This is a genomic window from Pandoraea sp. ISTKB, assembly GCF_001721285.1.
Taxonomy (GTDB): domain Bacteria; phylum Pseudomonadota; class Gammaproteobacteria; order Burkholderiales; family Burkholderiaceae; genus Pandoraea; species Pandoraea capi.
The window spans coordinates 23,751-42,606 of sequence record NZ_MAOS01000030.1; the positions used below are offsets into that span (position 1 = coordinate 23,751).

The following is an 18,856-nucleotide window of genomic DNA, read 5'->3' on the forward strand; positions in this document are numbered from 1 at the left end:
CAGCGAAGGACGCGATGCTCCGCGTCAGGCAAGCGTGACTACGAGCGGAAAAGCCGTGAGTACTGCGTCTCGTGACGCGACGCAAGAATGGCGAGCGCCGGGGAAAACGTATTGATCTGGTCGTCTGGCAGCGACGCTGCCCGATGCGCGGCTTCGACCACGCGCGCACGCAGCGCGACGATCACGCGTTGCGCGGCAAGCTGCCCGAGCGGGACGGCCTTGAGCGCGCCGGCCACCTGATTCTCGAGCCAACTGAACGCATAGGCGACGAGCGTGTCCGGCAGCGCGGCACCATGCGTCAGCGCGGCGAACGCGAATACCGTCGGTAACGCAATCGGCTTGATCGACGACAGGTGTGCGCGCTGCTCCGCGTCGCCCCATTCGAGCGACAAGGCGAGTTGCGTGAGTGACCAGCCCATCTGTTCCGTCTCCGCACGGAGTTCGGCCGCTTCGCGGGTCGCGAGCAGCCAGTCGTTGACGTGCTTCAGCGCAGCCGTATCCCGCGCTTGCCAATGACGCCACTGCCGTGCGAGCAGCGCCAGCTCGCCCGTCGTGAACACGCCGTCGAGCTGACTTGCGATCCATCGCTCGGCACTGGGCGCGTCGTGGATGACGCCGTGCTCAACCGCGGCTTCGAGGCCTTGCGAATAGCTGAAGGCGCCGATGGGCAGCGCAGGCGATGCGAGATGCAGCAGCGCCGCGAGCGATTGCAACGACGCCGCTGCAACCGGCTCAGTGAGAGGACTGGCCAGACTTGCCGTCATCGGTCGGACTCACAGTAGGAGAGGCAGGGCTTGCGTCTGTCGCAGCGACTTTCTCGTCATGGGCGTGCCCGCACTCAGGACCGTGCACATGTCCATGATCGTGGTCGTGCGAATGTCCATGTGCGTGATCGTGCCCGCAACCTGAGCCATGCACGTGTCCGTGATGATGGTCGTGCGAATGTCCATGCGCGTGATCGTGCCCGCAGCCCGGGCCATGCACGTGTCCATGTCCGTGGTCATGGTCATGGTCATGATCATGCGAATGTCCGTGATGCTCATGAAACACTTGCTGTGCGAGCGCGAAATCCTCGGCGAACGTCGCATCATGCCCATGCTTGTGACCGCCGCCATAAGCGCCGGCTTCCGGCTCGAACGGCATCAAGGCTTCCGCCACGTCGACGTCCAGTCGCAGCAGCATGTCGCGCAGCACCGGGTCGTATTCGAGCTTGAGATAACCGTCACCGACTTCGACCGGCGTATGACGGTTGCCGAGGTGATACGCCGCACGCGTGAGCGCGAGTGCGGTCGAAGCCGTCACGAGCAGCACCGTCTCGGGCGCGGCCTCCACGCGGATGAAACCGCCGTCGTCAGCGACCAGCATGTCGCCACCCCGCAACACCGTGCCGCGCGGCAGGAACAGGGCGACGTCCTCACCGGTTTCCAGCGTCGCCCGCAGACGGCTCTTGCTGCGCGCGTCGAACGGCAGCACGAGCGCCGGGGCGCGACGCGCGAGCGGTGCGGCGATGCGTCCCGCTTCGAAGCGCTTTTCAACGCGACGCAGCGTCGACGACGAGGGGTTGTCCGCCGGGGCGGGCGATGCGGAATCTTGCGACATGGGTCAGAAAAGGAAATAACGTTGCGCCATCGGCAGCACGGTCGCCGGCTCGCACGTCAGCAGTTGGCCGTCCGCGATGACCTGATAGGTCTCGGGGTCGACGCTGATCTGCGGCAGCCAGTCGTTGTTGATCATGTTGGCCTTGGTCACCTGCCGGACATTGCGCACCGGCACGATGCGCTTGGACAGTCCGAAACGGCCCGCCACGTCGCCATCGTACGCCGCTTGCGACACGAACGTCAGCGAGGTGCGCGCCATGGCTCCGGCTCGCGCCCCGAACATCTCGCGGTAATGCACCGGCTGCGGCGTCGGGATCGACGCGTTCGGGTCACCCATCAAGGCTGTCGTGATCATGCCGCCCTTGAGAATCAGCGACGGCTTCACGCCGAAGAACGCGGGCTCCCACAGCACCAGATCCGCCCATTTACCGACTTCCACAGACCCGATCTCATGCGCCATGCCGTGCGTGATCGCCGGGTTGATCGTGTACTTCGCCACGTAGCGCTTGACGCGGAAGTTGTCCGATTGCGACGAGTCTGTCCCGAGCGCGCCGCGTTGCACCTTCATCTTGTGTGCCGTCTGCCACGTGCGCATGACGACTTCGCCCACACGTCCCATCGCCTGCGAATCCGACGAGATCATCGACAGCGCGCCGAGGTCGTGGAGGATGTCTTCCGCCGCAATCGTCTCGCGACGGATGCGCGACTCGGCAAATGCGATGTCTTCTGCAATGGCCGGATCGAGGTGGTGGCAGACCATCAGCATGTCGAGGTGTTCGTCGAGCGTGTTGATGGTGTACGGCCGCGTCGGATTGGTCGACGACGGCAGCACGTTCGCCTCGCCGCAAACCTTCAGGATGTCCGGAGCGTGACCGCCGCCGGCGCCTTCGGTGTGATACGTGTGAATCGTGCGGCCCTTGATCGCCGCGACCGTGGCTTCGACGAAGCCGCCCTCGTTGAGGGTGTCGGTGTGAATGGCGACCTGCGTATCGGTGGCATCGGCCACGGACAGGCAGGCGTCGATGGCGGCAGGCGTGGAGCCCCAGTCCTCGTGAAGCTTCAGGCCGATGGCGCCGGCCTCGATCTGCTCCATCAGCGGCTCGGGCTGGCTCACGTTGCCCTTGCCGAGGAAGCCGAGGTTGATCGGCCAGCCGTCGGCGGCCTGGAGCATGCGCTCCATATGCCAGGGCCCCGGCGTGCAGGTGGTCGCGTTGGTGCCGGTCGCGGGGCCGGTGCCGCCGCCGAGCAGCGTCGTCACGCCGGACGACAGCGCCTCTTCGATCTGCTGCGGACAGATGAAGTGGATGTGCGAATCGATACCGCCGGCCGTGACGATCATGCCTTCACCGGCAATGACCTCCGTCGCCCCGCCCAGCGGAATCGTCACACCCGGTTGGATGTCGGGATTGCCCGCCTTGCCGATCCCCCAGATGCGGCCGTCTTTCAGGCCGATGTCGGCCTTGACGATGCCCCAGTGATCGATGATGACGGCGTTGGTGATGACGGTATCGACCACGTCGGCGCGGGTGCGCTGCGACTGCCCCATGCCGTCACGGATCACCTTGCCGCCGCCGAACTTCACCTCTTCGCCGTAGATCGTGTAATCGCGTTCGATCTCGATGATGAGTTCCGTATCGGCCAGACGCAGCCGGTCGCCCGTCGTCGGGCCGAACATCTCCGCATACGCGCGGCGAGAAATCTTCATAGCGCCCCCATGACGCGACCCGCAAAGCCGTAGACGCGACGATCACCCGCCAGCGCCACCAGTTCGACCGTCCGTTGTTGCCCCGGCTCGAACCGCACCGCCGTCCCGGCTGCGATATTCAGGCGAAAGCCACGCGTCGCGTCGCGGTCGAATTGCAGGGCGTCGTTGACCTCAAAGAAGTGGAAGTGCGAGCCGATCTGGATCGGACGGTCGCCGGTGTTGGCAACCGTCACGCTGAGGGTCGGACGACCCTCGTTCAGCGTGATTTCGCCATCGGCAGGCAGCAGTTCTCCGGGAATCATGGGCGTCTCCGTCTCCGGGAAATGTACGGGTGTCTCGATCAGGTCGCAGCGACAAGCAGCGTCGCGCCGTAGGCGAGCACGCCCGCGCCGAGCAGACGCGGCAGCCAGACCGTGCGGTTGCGCAGTGCGACGCCCGCGGCGATGCCGATGCAGTGCAGCATGCCGGTCGCGACCAGGAAGCCGGCCATGTAGTGCATGGCGCTCGCTTCATCAGGCAACTCCGCGCCGTGCGCGAAGCCGTGGAAGATCGCGAACGCACCGACGATGGCGGCACCGGCCCAACCGGGCAGTTGTGCGCGCGTGGCCAGCATCAGACCGAGCACGAGCAGCGAGACGGCGATCATCGGCTCGACCAGCGGCAGGGAGAACCAATGCATCATGCCGAGCAGGCCGCCGGCGGCGAGCATCGCGACGAAGGCGATCGGCGCGGCCCACACGCGCTTGGCGGTGAGCGCGCTCCACAGCCCGACCACGATCATCGCGCACAGGTGATCGGCGCCGGTCAGCGGATGCAGGAAGCCTGCGGCGAAGCTGCTTGCTGCGTCGTGGCCCGGATGCCCCGGGTGGGCGAGCGCGACGCCGGACGTCGCAAGCAGCGCGAGGCCGGTCGCGACGCGAGCGAGGCGACGTGCGCCGTTGGGGGTGACGGAGGTCGTTTCGCTCGCGTCGTGCAGGTGGTCGGGGCGGGGCATGGGGGGACGTCCTAAAAGAATGGTTATCGAGGACAAATCAATCGGGTCACGGCGACGTTCGGTGTCTTTCAGCGCCTGGCTGACGACACCGAGGTGTCCGTGACGCTCAGGGAATCGGGTGATGCACGGTGACGAGCTTGGTGCCGTCCGGGAAGGTGGCTTCCACCTGAATGTCCGGAATCATCTCGGGCACGCCTTCCATCACGTCGTCACGAGTGAGCAGCGTCGTGCCGTAATGCATGAGGTCGGCGACGGTGCGTCCGTCGCGCGCGGCTTCCATGAGGGCGGCGCTGATAAACGCCACGGCCTCGGGGTAGTTCAGTTTCAGGCCGCGGGCACGCCGCCGTTCGGCGAGCAGGGCAGCGGTGAAAATGAGCAGCTTGTCTTTTTCGCGTGGCGTGAGCTTCATCGTGACAGGTGAATTTCAATGCGAAGGGTTCAGGGGACCGACGTCGTTGCCGCACATCATAAGCACGAGTCCGACGCCGCGCCACTGGGTTTTACCGTCGCCGTGTCACGCACCAAAACCGTGCGAAATCCCCGGCGTCGCGACAGGGCGTGCGTCGTGGAAACCCCGACGACGCGCCCCTGTTTCACTGCGAAATCATTGAGAAATGAACCGCTGCAATTCCTGCGTGGCGGGCTGCGTGAAGAGCTGTTCCGGATCGCCGGATTCCCAGATCTTCCCCTGATGCATGAACACCACGCGGTCTGACACGTGCCGGGCAAAACGCATCTCATGCGTGACGAGAATCAGCGTCATACCTTCCGCGGCCAGGTCTTCGAGCACCTTGAGCACTTCCGCGACCAGTTCCGGATCGAGCGCCGAAGTAATTTCGTCGCACAGCAGCACCGCCGGGTGCATCGCGAGCGAACGGGCAATCGCCACGCGCTGCTGCTGGCCACCGGAGAGTTGCGACGGATAGCTGTCGAACTTGTCGGCCAGCCCTACCTTCGCCAGCATGGTGCGGGCCACTTCGCGCGCCTCGGCCTTGGACGTCTTCTTGACGACCTTCTGCGCGAGCATCACGTTCTCGCCCGCCGTCAGATGCGGGAACAGGTTGTACTGCTGGAACACCATGCCGACCTTCAGGCGCAGGGCGCGCAGGTCGGTGTCACGTGCGCCGACGAGCACGCCGTCGACGTCGACGCTACCGGCATCGAAGCTCTCCAGACCATTGAGCGTGCGCAGCAACGTGCTCTTGCCCGAGCCGCTTTTACCGATGATCGATACGACCTGACCGCGCTCGACTTCCATGTCGATGCCTCGCAGCACGGGGTTTTCGCCGAAGCGCTTTTGCATTCCCCTGACTTTAATCAGCGACATGGAGTTTCCTTTCGAGATGACGCGCCCACAGCGACAGCGGGTAGCAGGCAGCGAAGTAGAGCAGTGCGACGAGGCCGTACACGGTGAACGGCTGGAACGTCGCGTTGGTGAGCATGGTGCCGGTCTTGGTGAGTTCGTCGAAGCCGATGATCGACGCGAGCGCCGTGCTCTTGACGACCTGCACCGAGAAGCCGACCGTCGGCGCGATGGCGATGCGCAGCGCCTGCGGCAGGATCACGTGACGCAACTGCTCGCCGTAGCGCATGGCGAGGCTCGACGAGGCTTCCCACTGACCGTGCGGGATGGCGTCGACGCAGCCGCGCCAGATTTCCGTCAGATAGGCGCTCGTGTAGAGCGTGAGGCACACGGCGGCGGCAACCCACGGCGACACCTCCAGGCCGAGCAACGGCAGCCCGAAGAACACGAGAAACAGTTGCATGAGCAGCGGCGTGCCCTGAAACACCTCGATGTACAGCGCCACGACTCGCGCGGCCCACTGCACGCGACCGACACGAATGACCAGCAGCAACAGCGCGACCAGTCCGCCACACACGAAAGCGATGGCCGAGAGAGCGAGTGTCCAGCGTCCGGCGAGCATCAGCCCGCGCAGCATGTCCCACAACGAGAATTCGATCATCGCGCACCTCCCTTGACCTTGACCATGCCGCGGAACAGGCGTTTGGCGCAGCGCATGAGCACGCGACGCAGCGCGATGGCGAGCACGAGATACAGCGCGGTGACGATCAGATAGCTTTCGAAGGCGCGGAACGTGCGCGACTGCACGAAGTTCGCGGCATACGACAGATCCGGCACGGAGATTTGCGACACGACGGCCGAACCGAGCATCACGATGACGATCTGGCTTGCGAGCGCCGGGAAGACCTTGGCGAACGCTTGGGGAAGGATCACGTGACGCAGAATCTGCCCGCGCGTCATGGCGAGCGACAGCCCGGCTTCCGAGAGTCCGCGCGGCACCGCACGCATGCCGGCGCGAATGATCTCGGTGGCATAGGCGCCGAGGTTCAGGCTCATGGCGATGATGGCGGCGGTCGTCTCGTCGATACGAATGCCCAGACTGGGCAGGCCGAAGAAGATGAAGAAAAGCTGGACGATGAACGGCGTGTTGCGAATGAGTTCGACGTAGGCGCCCGCAAAGAGCTTGGACCAGTTCGATCCTTCCTCGCGGGCGACGGCGCACAGCGCACCGATGATCACGCCGATGATCGTGGCGATGGCCGTGAGCACGATCGTCAGCGCAGCGCCGCGCACGAACAGCATGAAGTATTGCCGCAGATCGGCAAAGTCTAGGACGTAATGCATGAAGCGGACATGGAGGGAAGCACGTGGGCGGTTAGCGAGGCGTGACGCTTAAGCGTTTCTTGCGCCTCGGGGAGTCATGCGTGTCTGCGGTCGATCAAAGGTCGGTCGGCAGCGGCATGCCGAGCCACTTCTGCGAGACCTTGCCCAGCGAGCCGTCTTTCTTCGAGGCGGCGATGATTGCGTTGACCTTGGCGAGCAGACGCGGCTCGTTCTTGTTCAGGCCAACGAAGCAGGGCGAGTTCTTGATGAGGAACTTCGGCTCCGGCAGCTTGGGCGGATGCTTCGCGACGATGGCGGCGGCCACGACGTTGCCCGTCGCAACGAGTTGCACCTGACCCGACAGGAACGCCGAGATGGTGCCGTTGTTGTCTTCGAAGCGCTTGATGGTGACGTCAGCCGGGGCGACCTTCGAGAGTTCGAGGTCTTCCACTGCGCCGCGCGTCACGCCGATGGTCTTGCCCGACAGGTCGGCGGGCTTGGCCACGGCGAGGTCCTTCGGACCGAACACGCCGTTATAGAACGGGGCATAGGCGTCGGAGAAGTCGATGACCTTCTCGCGCTCGGCGTTCTTGCCGAGGCTGGAGATCACGAGATCGGCCTTGTTCGTCGTGAGGTACGGAATGCGGTTGGCGCTGGTCACCGGCACGAGTTCGAGCTTCACGCCCATGCCCTTGGCGAGCAGCGCGGCGGTGTCGATGTCGTAGCCGACCGGCTTCATGTCGGCGCCGATCGAGCCGAACGGCGGGAAGTCCTGCGGCACGGCCACACGCAGGGTACCGCGCTTGACGATGTCGTCGAGACCATCGGCGTGCGCGGCGCGCGGCATGACGACCGCAAACGCGGCGATGGCGCTCACGCTCAGCATCAGCGTGGCGAAGAGACGACGGGCACGGGCGCGCGCGCCGAGCGTGGCGGCGATGGTGTCGTGAGCGGTGGTGGAGCGGATGAACGGCAGCATGTCGGCAACCTCGTGGGTCGGGGGCGAAGCATTCCGGTAACAGGAGTGTTCCGGCGGCCGGCTCATCTGGTCTGACCGGTCGATACAGTGAGGTAGCAGGAATCGTGCCCGGGACCGACGAATCGCGTGCAGGCTTGCGGCACAAGGCGAAGAGGCGCGTCGGCCAACGAAGGGCGACGTCGGCGCGAGCTGGCGCACAATGGAGCGTTGCCCGAAATTGGTGCGTAAACGTCGGGACCCACGCGCGCCCTGGCAACGGGTGTCACCGTAATGGTGCGTGGTGGTAAAGAGGCGGACGAGAGGGGAATAAGGGCGCGCGTGGCGCCCGGTGTCAGCGCGACGTCTCACATGCATCGGCGCGGTGACTTGACGGCGAGGGAGCGGAAGCTGACAGTGGCGGCGTTGCGATCGGATCGCTTTCCCTACTGAATGCTTCGCCGGAGATATGACGATGTCAGCCCAGCTACACCTCGACCCCACCAAGTCCGCGTTGCTCGTGATGGACTATCAGCCGTTCATCCTGCAACACAACGTCGCGCCGGAACGTCACGCCGAGATTCTCGGCAAGACCGCGCAACTGCTCAACGCGGCCCGTGCCGCGAAGATGACGGTGGTGTATGTCCAGGTCGGGTTCCGCGCCGGTCATCCCGAAGTCAGCGCGCGCAATCGCATCTTCTCGGGCATCAAGGCGAACGGCGTTCTGCTGCTCGACCAACCGGCCACGGCGATTCACGACGATGTCGCGCCGCAAGCCGGTGAAGCGGTCGTGATCAAGCATCGTATCGGCGCATTCAGCGGCACCGACATGCAGACGCTGCTGCGCTCGGCCAACGTCGATACGCTCGTGCTTGCCGGTGTGACGACGAGCGGCGTGGTGCTGTCCACGACGCGTCAGGCGTTCGATCTCGATTACCGCGTGGTGATTGCGCGTGACTGCTGCCCGGACCCCGACAGCGAAGTCGAGCGGGTGCTGCTGGACAAGGTGCTCGCGCGCAACGCGGACATCGTCACCGCACAGGACGTGCTTGGCGCATTGTCAGCGTGAACGGCAGGCATCGGCACGTGCGTTGCGATCGTGTCAATGCGTGCATTGAGGCGTCCACGAGGTACGCCACTCGTCAGCGGGCCCGTCGTCGGGCCTGTTGACGCGCTCGTCACCGGAGTACAGGCCGCTTTACCTCTGAGCGCTCAATCCTGTCCGGTGTGCTTGAGCAGGCTGTCGCGCATTTTCACGATGGCCTTTTGCGTGCGGTCGAACTCCTCCGGACCCAGTCCGGTCGCGGCGACCAGATCGCGCTGCCCACCCTTCTCGCGCAGTTGTCTGCCGGCGTCCGTCAGGCTGACGATGACTTGCCGCTCGTCGGCGGGATCGCGCTGACGGCGCAAATAGCCCAGTTCCTCGAGCTTTTTCAGGATGGGCGTGAGCGTGTTCGATTCGAGGAACAGCTTCTCCCCCAACTGCTTCACGGAAATACCGTCGTTTTCCCAGAGCGCCACGATCGCAATCCACTGCGTATAGGTCACGCCAAGGTCTTCGAGCAGGGGCTTGTAGGCACGGCCGAAGGCCAGGTTGGCCGAATACACCGCGAAGCACAGGAAGTCGGAAAGCTGAGGCAGCGCGGGCTCGGGAGTCTTCGATTTACTCATGTCGGTCGGGTCGGATTAGTCGATTCACGATATGCATCGTATCCGATTTAATCGGAATGCGTTGACTTTTGGATTTCGTTGCTGCAATATGCATCGCATCCGATCGAATCGGATGCGAATCAAAAGAAGTATCCACCGACGAAACCCAAGAGGAAATCATCATGGCAAGCAAAGTGCTCTATACCGGCAAGACCCACACCACTGGCGGCCGCGACGGCTGGGCCCGCAGTTCCGACAGCAAGCTCGACATCAAGCTGTCCGCCCCTGGCTCCTCGGGCGCGGGCACGAACCCCGAGCAGCTCTTTGCCGCAGGCTGGTCCGCGTGCTTCATCGGCGCGATGGGGCTGGCGGCGGCCAAGCTGAAGATCCAGCTGCCTGCAGATACGGCTGTCGACGCCGAAGTCGATCTCGCGAATGTCGATGGCGCGTACTTCCTTCAGGCGCGACTGAACGTCAGCCTGCCGGGGCTCGAGCGCGACGTCGCCCGTTCGCTCATCGATGCGGCACACCAGACTTGCCCGTATTCCAAGGCGACCCGCAACAACATCGACGTCGAGCTGAACCTCGTCGGATGACCTGACTTCCGGAGACATCGACATGCCATCCGCAAAGCGCTCGCGCTCCATGCGCTCTCTTCGTGCGGTCCGCCTGATGGCGGTTTCCGCGACCGTGCTGTCCATCGGCTTGATCACGTCCGTTGCGGCTGAGGCCGCACAACCGGTCGGCGAGACAGCGACGGCGAGCGCATCGACGCAAGCCGTCGACACCTCGATTCGTCCGTTTCACTACCACGCCTCGGACCAGGCGTTGAAGGATCTGCGTCGGCGTATCGCCGCCACCCGATGGCCCAGCCGCGAACTGGTGAACGACGGCTCGCAGGGTGTTCAACTGGCCACGATGCAGCGGCTGGCGCAGTACTGGGCGAAGGACTACGACTGGCGTCGCGTGGAAGCGAAGCTCAATGCGCTGCCGCAGTTCGTGACGACCATCGACGGCGTCGACATCCACTTCATCCACGTACGCTCGAAAAACAAGAACGCCTTGCCGATCATCGTGACGCATGGCTGGCCGGGGTCGGTCATCGAGCAACTGAAGATCATCGATCCGCTGACCAACCCGACAGCGCATGGCGCTCAGGCGGACGATGCCTTCGACGTCGTCATCCCGTCGTTGCCGGGCTATGGTTTTTCCGGCAAACCGACCGAACTCGGCTGGGACCCGGCGCACATTGCGCGTGCGTGGACGGAGTTGATGCGTCGACTCGGCTATCAGCACTTTGTCGCGCAGGGCGGCGACTGGGGCGATGCCGTGACCGAGCAGATGGCGGTGCAGGCGCCTGCGGCGTTGCTCGCGATCCATACGAACATGCCGGGTGCCGTGCCTGACGAGATTCAGAAGTCGCTTGATGCGCATCAACCGCCCCCCGCTGGTTTATCGGCGGACGAAAAGCGCGCGTACGAGCAACTCGACTTCTTCTATTCGCACGGGCTGGCCTATGCGCAGGAGATGAGCGCGCGTCCGCAGACGCTCTATGGCATCGAGGATTCCCCGATCGGTCTGGCGGCGTGGATGCTCGACCACGACGCCCGCAGCTACGCGCTGATTGCCCGCGTGTTCGACGGCAAACAGGAAGGGCTGACGCGCGACGACGTGCTGGACAACATCACGTTGTACTGGCTCACCAAGACCGCGGTGTCGTCGGCGCGGTTGTATTGGGAGAACAAGCTGGCGTTCTTCGCGCCGAAGGGCATCAAGATCCCGGTTGCGGTCAGCGCGTTCCCGGACGAGCTTTATCAAGCCCCCGAAAGTTGGGCCAGAAAGGCGTTCCCCAACCTGATCTACTACAGCCGTCCGGCCAAGGGCGGTCACTTCGCCGCATGGGAGCAGCCGGAAACGCTGACGCAGGATCTGCGTCAGGCATTCAGGTCGGTGCGTCAATGAGGGTGTGACAGAGTGGCGGCAAAGGGCGGACGTGGTTCGCCCTTTGTTGCGTCCGTCGCCGTGCTTTGAGTCGTATCAGGTCGACCAGATCCGCAGCGGCTCGGCGGGGACGTCGTGCACGAGCGGGCGCAGCTTGAGCCAATGGGCGATGAGCAACCGGCGGGCCGTCTCCATGTCGTGACTGAGCACGCGCAGCACCAGCACATTGCCCGGCAGGCAGGTGATGCCCGCGCGAATCCCGTCGTCGAACGGTAATCCTTCGGCCAGCGACTCTGCCAACTCACGCGTGCATGCCGGACCCACAGCCCACAGTGCGGCGAAGACGGGGAAGCCCGCGAGGCCGGTCGCGCCGGTGCGCTGGGCGTCGTCCGCGCCGAGTACCGCCTGCTCGGCCCACAGCAGACGGTCCTGCGCGTCGCGCAATTCGAAGTTCGAGCGCCAGCGGCCCTGCGTCCACTGTTCGCCAGCGGCCTGACGGCCGAGAAGCGTTGCGTCCCAGCCGATCGCCGTGGCGTGCTCGCCGAGTCGCACCGTGATCGTCTGACGCGCATCGGCATGCTCGAACACGATGTTCTCCAGCGGCAGCCAGTCGAGCTTCGCGCCGTCGCGCACGGTGAGCTTGATGTCCTGCGTGCCGAAGCGCCCTTGCGACTTGTACCACTTGGTCGCGCCCGGCGTGGTCAGCACGGCGTGCGCGTTGTCGCCCACGTCGATGTCGATGGATAGCGCGTCGCCCCCCGCAATGCCGCCGGGCGGATGCACGACGACCGCATGGCAGATACCCGGGCCTTCCGGGTGCAGCGACTTCTGAACGACGAGCGGGCCCTTGTGGCGTCGCGTTGCGAGCACGGTGCGTGCCTGCTGACGCACGAAGCCGAGCGTCAGTTCAGCATGCCAGCCCGCTGACGGTGTCGCGGGTGCCGCCGACGCCGATGTCGGCGCAGAGGGTGACGGCATAGCGGTGGGAACGTCTGGATGATTCATGAGAGACGGAAACTTGCGCAAGCGCGGGCGTGTCTGTGGACGGTGAGCGAATACCGAATCGCGGGTGCGAACAACACGGCACGCAACACCGCTCGCGGGTTAACGGAATATCGCGACGAATGGCGCGAATCTATCACGCGCCGCGACGTCGCGACATTCCGTTCGGCGTTGGATGCGTCGACGCGTCGTTACACCGCCACCATGTGCCGCACACCGTCGGCTTCCATATCCTTGCCCAGACCACTCGCGACGATGGCCCCGCGACTCATCACGCGGTAGTGATCCGCGAGTTCGAGCGCGAAGTCGTAATACTGCTCGACGAGCAGCACCGTCATGCCGCGCTCATCCACGAGGCGTCGCAGCGTGCGCCCGATGTCCTTGATGATCGACGGCTGAATGCCTTCCGTCGGTTCGTCGAGAATCAGCAGTTGCGGATCGCTCATGAGCGCGCGTCCGATGGCGAGCTGCTGCTGTTGCCCGCCGGACAGATCGCCGCCGCGCCGCTGCTTCATGTCGCGCAACACCGGGAACAGCTCGTAGATGTCGTCCGGCACGCCGCGCTTGGCTTCACGCGACGGACGGCTCGCCGCGCCGATCAGCAGATTCTCCTCGACGGTGAGACGCGGGAAGATCTCGCGCCCCTGCGGCACGTACGCCAGTCCGCTCGACACACGGGCATAGGAGGGCGAGGACGTAAGCGTCTTGCCGCGCCACGCGATGCTTCCCGACTTCACCGGCACCACGCCCATGAGGCATTTGAGCAGTGTGGTCTTGCCCACGCCATTGCGTCCGAGCAGCACGGTGAGTTGCGCGTCGGGCACCGTGAATTCCACGTTGCGCAGGATGTGACTGCCGCTGTAGTACTGATTGAGTGCGTGAATTTCCAGCATGGTCAGCGTCCCAGATACGATTCGATCACGCGCTCGTCACGCTGCACCGCGTCGAGCGTGCCTTCGGCGAGCACCCGGCCTTCGGCCATCACCGTGACGAGACCCGTCTCGCCCGCGAGCGCCGCGACGAACGCCATGTCGTGCTCGACCACCATCATCGAGCAATGGCCGCGCAGACGGTTGAGCAGCTCGGCCAACTGCGCCGTTTCCTCGTCGGTCATACCGGCCGCCGGTTCGTCGAGCAACAGCAACTGAGGCTGCTGCATCAGCAACATCCCGATCTCCAGCCGCTGCTTCTGACCGTGCGACAACTGACCGGCGCGCACGTGCGCCTGATGTTCGAGATGCGTGAGCGCGAGGACTTCTTCGATACGGCGCCGCATCGTGGGGGTGAGCATCGCCCACAGCGCGTGGAACCAGCGCTTGTCGCCGGCGCAGGCGAGTTCAAGGTTTTCCCAGACACTGTGATGCTCGAACACCGTCGGCTTCTGGAACTTGCGGCCGACGCCGGCCTGCGCGATGGCGGGTTCGTCCAGTCGTGAGAGGTCGAGCGTCTGCCCGAGGAAGGCGCGACCCGAGTCGGGACGCGTCTTGCCGGTGATCACGTCCATCATCGTGGTCTTGCCCGCGCCGTTCGGACCGATGATGCAGCGCAGTTCGTCGGTCTTGATCGACAGCGAGAGATCGTTCAGCGCGCGAAAGCCGTCGAACGATACGGAGATGTTCTCGAGGTAGAGGATGAGGCCGTGCGACGTATCGATCTCCCCCGGCACCACGAGGTGCGACATGCCGGTGGCGTCGCCGCTGACGGTCACGGAGGCATCCGGCGCATCGGCCTCCTGCCAGCGAATGTCGTAGTCGGGTCTCATGCGCGGTCTCCGGAAACGGGATGGGGCACATCGCCTTCGGCGGCAGCCGGTGCGTGCTGCGTGCGTTTGCGCGTGAGTTGCGAGACGAGTCCCATCACCCCCTGCGGCAGCAACAGCGGTACCAGCACGAACATCGCGCCGAGGAAGAACAGCCAGTATTCGGCGAAGTACGCGGTGAAGAAGCTCTTTGCGCCGTTGACGATGAACGCACCGGCAATCGCACCGATGAGCGAGCCGCGTCCACCGATGGCGACCCAGATCGCCATCTCGATGGAGTTGACCGGCGCCATCTCGCTCGGATTGATGATGCCGACCTGCGGCACGTACAGCGCACCGGCAATGCCGCACAGCATGGCGGACAGCGTCCACACGAACAGCTTGTAGCTCAGCGGCCGGTAGCCGAGGAACATGGCGCGCGATTCACCGTCGCGAATGGCGGTCACGACACGGCCGAACTTCGACACGACCAGCGCGCGGCACAGCAGGAACGCACCGACCAGCACCGCGAACGTCACCAGAAACAGCACGGTGCGCGTGTTCGCCGAGGTGATCGAGTAGCCCAGAATGCGCTTGAAATCCGTGAAGCCGTTGTTGCCGCCGAAGCCGGTTTCGTTGCGATAGAACAGCAACATGGCGGCAAAGGTGAGCGCCTGCGTGATGATCGACAGATAGACGCCCTTCACACGCGAGCGGAACGCCAGATAGCCGAAGAGCCATGCGACCACGCCGGGCAGCGCGACGACGAGAAACATCGCCCACGCGAAATGCTCGGTGCCGGTCCAGTACCAGGGCAATTCCTTCCAGTCGAGAAACACCATGAAGTCCGGCAGGTCGCTGTGATACACGCCGTCACGGCCGATGCCGCGCATGAGGTACATGCCCATCGCATAACCGCCGAGCGCGAAGAACAGGCCGTGACCTAGGCTCAGAATGCCGCAGTAGCCCCACACCAGATCGAGCGCGAGCGCCGCGATGGCGTAGCACATGATCTTGCCGACGAGCGTCATGGCGTAAGCCGACAGGTGCAGCGGATGCGTGGCCGGCAGCACCAGCGCACACACCGGCACGATCACCATGACGGCCAGCACGAAGGCGAGCAACAGCGGGGCCACGTGTTTGGGCAGCAACCGCGCGCGCGCCGGGACATCCAGCGACATCGTCGGTGCAATGCCTTCGGGGAGAAAGTTCGACGTTTGCATTCAGGCCTCCGCGCTGCGCCCTTTGAGCGCAAACATGCCCTGCGGGCGCTTCTGGATGAACAGCACGATCAGGATCAGCACGGCGATCTTGGCGAGCACGGCACCCCACACGGGTTCGAGCAGCTTGTTGGCGATGCCAAGACCGAACGCGCCGACGATCGTCCCGGCAAGCTGACCCACGCCGCCGAGCACCACGGCCATGAACGAGTCGATGATGTAGCTCTGACCGAGGTCGGGGCCGACGTTGCCGATCTGCGAGAGTGCGCAACCGCCCAGTCCGGCGATGCCTGCACCGAAGGCGAAGGCGTAGCTGTCGACGCGTCCCGTCTTCACGCCCACGCAGGCGGCCATGGCGCGGTTCTGCGTCACGGCGCGAATGAACAGGCCGAGGCGCGTGAGGTTCAGCACCGACCACGTGATCGCCACGACGGCCAGCGCGAACACGAGAATCACGATGCGGTTGTACGGCAGCATCAGGTTCGGCAGCACGGCAATGCCGCCGCTCATCCACGACGGATTGATGACTTCGACGTTCTGCGCGCCGAACAGCGTGCGCACCGCCTGAATCAGCAGCAGGCTGATACCGAAGGTCGTGAGCAGCGTTTCCAGCGGACGTCCGTACAGATGCTTGATGACGGTGCGCTCCAGAACGAAGCCGACGGCGGCCGCGACGAGAAATGCTGTCGGCACGGCGGCGACGAGATAGAAGTCGAACGCACCCGGTGCGAAGCGCTGGAACAGCGTCTGCACGACATAGGTGGCATAGGCGCCGATCATCAGGAATTCACCGTGCGCCATGTTGATCACGCCGATGAGGCCGTACGTGATCGCCAGGCCGAGGGCGGCGAGCAGGAGCACGCTGCCGAGCGAGAGACCGGCGAACACCGTGCCGAAGAACTCGCTGCGGCGCTGTGCCGACGCCAGTTGCGTGAGGGCGATGTCGGCGGCGCTGCGCACGGTGGCATCCGGCTCGGCGTAGGTGCCGTCAGCCTGTTTGGCGACGATGGGCAGCAGCAGGTCGCGCATCTGCGGATCGCCGGCGGCGGCGATCAGGTCGATGGCTTCGCGGCGCTTCTTCGGATCGGCGTCGTGCAGGGCCGATTGCGCCCAGAGCTGATCGAGACGCTTGCGCAATGCCGGGTCCGTCTCCTTCTGGCGGGCTTGCTCGATGAGCGTCTTGAACGCGGGCGACGGGTTTTGCAGCATCGTGTCGATGGCTTGCGCGCGCGCGTCGTGGTCCGCAGAGAGCAGCGCACCGGCGGCCGCGGCGGTGGCGACCTTCGCGCGCAGCACGTTGTTGAGCGTGAGCGATCCGGCGTCGTCGGCCTTGACCGGCGCGCCTGTGATCGGGTCGACGTATTTGTCGTCCTTCTGAATGGCGATGCTGTTGCCCACGGTCGCGGCCGTATCGTCGGCGAGCGCTTTGAGCAGGGCTGCGGCCTGCGGCGAACCGTCGGCAGCGAGGTGATCGATGGCTTGTGCCTTGGCGTCGAAGTCGTCACCGGCGAGGGCAGCGAGATCGTCGTTGGTGACGGCCGCACGGGCCGTGGAGGACATCGTCAGCGCAGCGCCCAGAGAGATCAGGACAAGGGCGGCAGCGGTCCAGCGTCTTATCGTTATCATGCGAAACCTCTGCATGCGCCGGAAGCCGTCGGTGCGGCTCCGGCGCAGGGAATGGAAGGAAGATCAGACCTTGTCGGGCTTGCCTTCGTTACCCGCGATGAACGGGCTCCACGGTTGGGCACGCACGGTCGACTTCGTCTTCCACACGACGTTGAACTGACCGTCCGGGCGGATTTCGCCGATCATCACCGGCTTGTGCAGGTGGTGGTTACCGTCCATGACCATGTCGAAGCCGTCCGGCGACTTGAACGACTGGCCGATCATGGCGGTGCGCACCTTGTCGACGTCCGTGCTCGCGGCCTTCTCGACGGCCTGCTTCCACATATGCATGCCGACGTAGGTGGCTTCCATCGGGTCGTTCGTCACGCGTTTGTCGCCGCCGGGCAGACCCTTGGCCTTGACGTACGCGAACCATTCCTTCTTGAACGAATCGTTGGTCGGGTTCTTCACCGACATGAAGTAGTTCCACGCCGCGAGGTGACCCACGAGCGGCTTGGTGTCGATGCCGCGCAGTTCTTCTTCGCCGACGGAGAACGCCACGACCGGCACGTCCGTCGCCTTCAGGCCCTGGTTGCCGAGTTCCTTGTAGAACGGCACGTTCGAGTCACCGTTGATCGTGGAGATGACAGTGGTCTTGCCGCCCTGCGCGAACTGCTTGATGTTGGCGACGATGGTCTGATAGTCGCTGTGACCGAACGGCGTGTAGACCTCTTGAATATCCTTGTCGGCCACGCCCTTCGAGTGCAGGAACGCGCGCAGGATCTTGTTGGTCGTGCGCGGGTAGACGTAGTCGGTGCCGAGCAGGAAGAAGCGCTTGGCGCTGCCGCCTTCCTTGCCCATCAGATATTCCACGGCCGGAATCGCCTGCTGGTTCGGCGCGGCGCCGGTGTAGAAGACGTTCTTCGACATCTCTTCGCCTTCGTACTGCACCGGGTAGTAGAGCAGGCCGTTGAGTTCTTCGAAGACCGGCAGCACCGACTTGCGCGACACGGAGGTCCAGCAGCCGAACACGGCGGCGACCTTGTCCTTGGTGAGCAACTGGCGTGCCTTCTCGGCGAAGAGCGGCCAGTTCGATGCCGGGTCGACGATCACGGCTTCGAGCGGACGGCCCATCACGCCACCCTTGGCGTTGATGTCGGCAATGGTCATCAGCGCGACATCCTTGAGCGACGTCTCCGAGATGGCCATCGTGCCCGAGAGCGAATGCAGGATACCGACCTTGATGGGCTGCTTGCTTTGCGCGAACAAGTTCGGCGCCATGCCGGTAAGCGATGCGGCGCCCGAGAGGGCCGCCATCTGGAGTAGCGTGCGTCGTTTCATGGTACGTCTTCCCCTATTCCTGGTTAGACCGGAGGATCCGGTATTCGGGGACTAACGCAAGGGCCGTGCCAGCACGCGTCGATGTCGCCGCGATGGCGGCTTCTCGCGTGTGCGAGCGACGTATCGGAGACCGACCGGATGGCCGGAATTCACCTTGGTATTCAAACTTGCATCCAAGTTTTACGGGCTTTGGCGCGCAGGAGAAATGTGACCTCCCATCGTCCTTTCGGCCGAGGGGTGGTCGCCCGGCGAGAGGCACGTTGGTGCGGTGACGCGCTGAGTTGGTGCGCACCGATTTGGCGCGACGCTCGCGCCGTGGATCACCTTTGTGCATGGGAGGACGGGCAGGGCTGGGTAAGGCAAACGTCTGCCGATCTCCGCCGAGGGGCCGGGCGCACGATCGGCGAACGCGTTCCCGTCACCGGGTGGCACTTTTTGATGCATGATTGGCATTCGTGCCAAATCGGCCGACGGCAAGATG

The 18,856-nt window shown here is 64.5% G+C and carries 20 protein-coding genes; 3 read left to right on the forward strand and 17 right to left on the reverse strand.

Features of this window, described 5'->3' with window-relative positions; genetic code table 11:
* Nucleotides 1-38: 38 nt before the first annotated feature.
* From A9762_RS10785 to A9762_RS10830, 10 genes are all read right to left on the reverse strand, one after another.
* Entirely contained in the window at nt 39-764 is a 726-nt protein-coding gene (locus A9762_RS10785; protein ID WP_069342048.1) for an urease accessory protein UreF, read from the reverse strand.
* On the reverse strand, nt 733-1,545 hold the full coding sequence (ureE, locus tag A9762_RS10790) for an urease accessory protein UreE (protein ID WP_083253834.1): 813 nt from the start codon (nt 1,543-1,545) through the stop codon (nt 733-735). The genes A9762_RS10785 and ureE overlap by 32 nt, the downstream gene beginning before the upstream one ends.
* Before the next feature lie 57 nt (nt 1,546-1,602).
* A complete protein-coding gene (gene ureC / locus A9762_RS10795; RefSeq protein WP_069342050.1) occupies nt 1,603-3,303 on the reverse strand; it encodes an urease subunit alpha in 1,701 nt (566 codons plus the stop codon).
* Nucleotides 3,300-3,605, reverse strand: coding sequence for an urease subunit beta (locus A9762_RS10800; protein ID WP_069342051.1), 306 nt, complete (start codon nt 3,603-3,605; stop codon nt 3,300-3,302). Before A9762_RS10800 ends, ureC begins: the two co-directional genes overlap by 4 nt.
* A gap of 38 nt (nt 3,606-3,643) precedes the next feature.
* Nucleotides 3,644-4,297 carry a HupE/UreJ family protein gene (locus A9762_RS10805; RefSeq protein ID WP_083253827.1) on the reverse strand — a complete coding sequence of 218 codons (654 nt, stop codon included), beginning with the start codon at nt 4,295-4,297 and terminating at the stop codon, nt 3,644-3,646.
* A gap of 106 nt (nt 4,298-4,403) precedes the next feature.
* Complete coding sequence (locus A9762_RS10810; protein ID WP_039407388.1) at nt 4,404-4,706, reverse strand: urease subunit gamma; 303 nt, start codon at nt 4,704-4,706, stop codon at nt 4,404-4,406.
* A gap of 195 nt (nt 4,707-4,901) precedes the next feature.
* Nucleotides 4,902-5,624: an amino acid ABC transporter ATP-binding protein gene (locus A9762_RS10815; protein WP_069342052.1), complete on the reverse strand. Its 723-nt coding sequence runs from the start codon at nt 5,622-5,624 to the stop codon at nt 4,902-4,904.
* The gene (locus A9762_RS10820; protein WP_069342053.1) at nt 5,611-6,261 is read right to left on the reverse strand and encodes an amino acid ABC transporter permease; all 651 of its coding nucleotides are present in this window, start codon (nt 6,259-6,261) and stop codon (nt 5,611-5,613) included. The genes A9762_RS10815 and A9762_RS10820 overlap by 14 nt, the downstream gene beginning before the upstream one ends.
* Nucleotides 6,258-6,944 carry an amino acid ABC transporter permease gene (locus A9762_RS10825; protein WP_069342054.1) on the reverse strand — a complete coding sequence of 229 codons (687 nt, stop codon included), beginning with the start codon at nt 6,942-6,944 and terminating at the stop codon, nt 6,258-6,260. Before A9762_RS10825 ends, A9762_RS10820 begins: the two co-directional genes overlap by 4 nt.
* Nucleotides 6,945-7,038: 94 nt before the next feature.
* Complete coding sequence (locus tag A9762_RS10830) at nt 7,039-7,809, reverse strand: transporter substrate-binding domain-containing protein (protein ID WP_069342118.1); 771 nt, start codon at nt 7,807-7,809, stop codon at nt 7,039-7,041.
* 544 nt (nt 7,810-8,353) lie between these two features.
* On the opposite strand from A9762_RS10830, the gene A9762_RS10835 reads away from it, so the two are divergent.
* The gene (locus A9762_RS10835) at nt 8,354-8,947 is read left to right on the forward strand and encodes a cysteine hydrolase family protein (RefSeq protein ID WP_069342119.1); all 594 of its coding nucleotides are present in this window, start codon (nt 8,354-8,356) and stop codon (nt 8,945-8,947) included.
* Between the two features lie 143 nt (nt 8,948-9,090).
* Here the strand turns inward: A9762_RS10835 and A9762_RS10840 are convergent, their stop codons facing one another.
* Complete coding sequence (locus A9762_RS10840; RefSeq protein ID WP_069342055.1) at nt 9,091-9,549, reverse strand: MarR family winged helix-turn-helix transcriptional regulator; 459 nt, start codon at nt 9,547-9,549, stop codon at nt 9,091-9,093.
* Between the two features lie 161 nt (nt 9,550-9,710).
* On the opposite strand from A9762_RS10840, the gene A9762_RS10845 reads away from it, so the two are divergent.
* Together A9762_RS10845 and A9762_RS10850 are read left to right on the forward strand one after the other, a co-directional pair.
* A complete protein-coding gene (locus A9762_RS10845; RefSeq protein WP_069342056.1) occupies nt 9,711-10,124 on the forward strand; it encodes an organic hydroperoxide resistance protein in 414 nt (137 codons plus the stop codon).
* Nucleotides 10,125-10,146: 22 nt separating this feature from the next.
* On the forward strand, nt 10,147-11,490 hold the full coding sequence (locus A9762_RS10850) for an epoxide hydrolase family protein (protein WP_139133170.1): 1,344 nt from the start codon (nt 10,147-10,149) through the stop codon (nt 11,488-11,490).
* A 75-nt stretch (nt 11,491-11,565) separates the two neighbouring features.
* Here A9762_RS10850 and A9762_RS10855 read toward each other — a convergent pair whose 3' ends face one another.
* The 6 genes from A9762_RS10855 to urtA form a co-directional block, all read right to left on the reverse strand.
* Nucleotides 11,566-12,447 (reverse strand): urease accessory protein UreD, encoded by an 882-nt coding sequence (locus A9762_RS10855; RefSeq protein WP_240493507.1) that lies wholly within the window; start codon nt 12,445-12,447, stop codon nt 11,566-11,568.
* A gap of 215 nt (nt 12,448-12,662) precedes the next feature.
* On the reverse strand, nt 12,663-13,364 hold the full coding sequence (gene urtE, locus A9762_RS10860) for an urea ABC transporter ATP-binding subunit UrtE (protein WP_069342058.1): 702 nt from the start codon (nt 13,362-13,364) through the stop codon (nt 12,663-12,665).
* Between the two features lie 2 nt (nt 13,365-13,366).
* Nucleotides 13,367-14,233 carry an urea ABC transporter ATP-binding protein UrtD gene (gene urtD, locus A9762_RS10865; protein ID WP_069342059.1) on the reverse strand — a complete coding sequence of 289 codons (867 nt, stop codon included), beginning with the start codon at nt 14,231-14,233 and terminating at the stop codon, nt 13,367-13,369.
* Nucleotides 14,230-15,432 carry an urea ABC transporter permease subunit UrtC gene (gene urtC, locus A9762_RS10870; protein ID WP_083253828.1) on the reverse strand — a complete coding sequence of 401 codons (1,203 nt, stop codon included), beginning with the start codon at nt 15,430-15,432 and terminating at the stop codon, nt 14,230-14,232. The genes urtD and urtC overlap by 4 nt, the downstream gene beginning before the upstream one ends.
* Nucleotides 15,433-17,055, reverse strand: a complete 1,623-nt coding sequence (gene urtB, locus A9762_RS10875; RefSeq protein ID WP_069342060.1) for an urea ABC transporter permease subunit UrtB — start codon at nt 17,053-17,055, stop codon at nt 15,433-15,435. It abuts the gene before it with no gap.
* A 63-nt stretch (nt 17,056-17,118) separates the two neighbouring features.
* Nucleotides 17,119-18,315 carry an urea ABC transporter substrate-binding protein gene (gene urtA / locus A9762_RS10880; protein WP_371442800.1) on the reverse strand — a complete coding sequence of 399 codons (1,197 nt, stop codon included), beginning with the start codon at nt 18,313-18,315 and terminating at the stop codon, nt 17,119-17,121.
* Nucleotides 18,316-18,856: the final 541 nt, after the last annotated feature.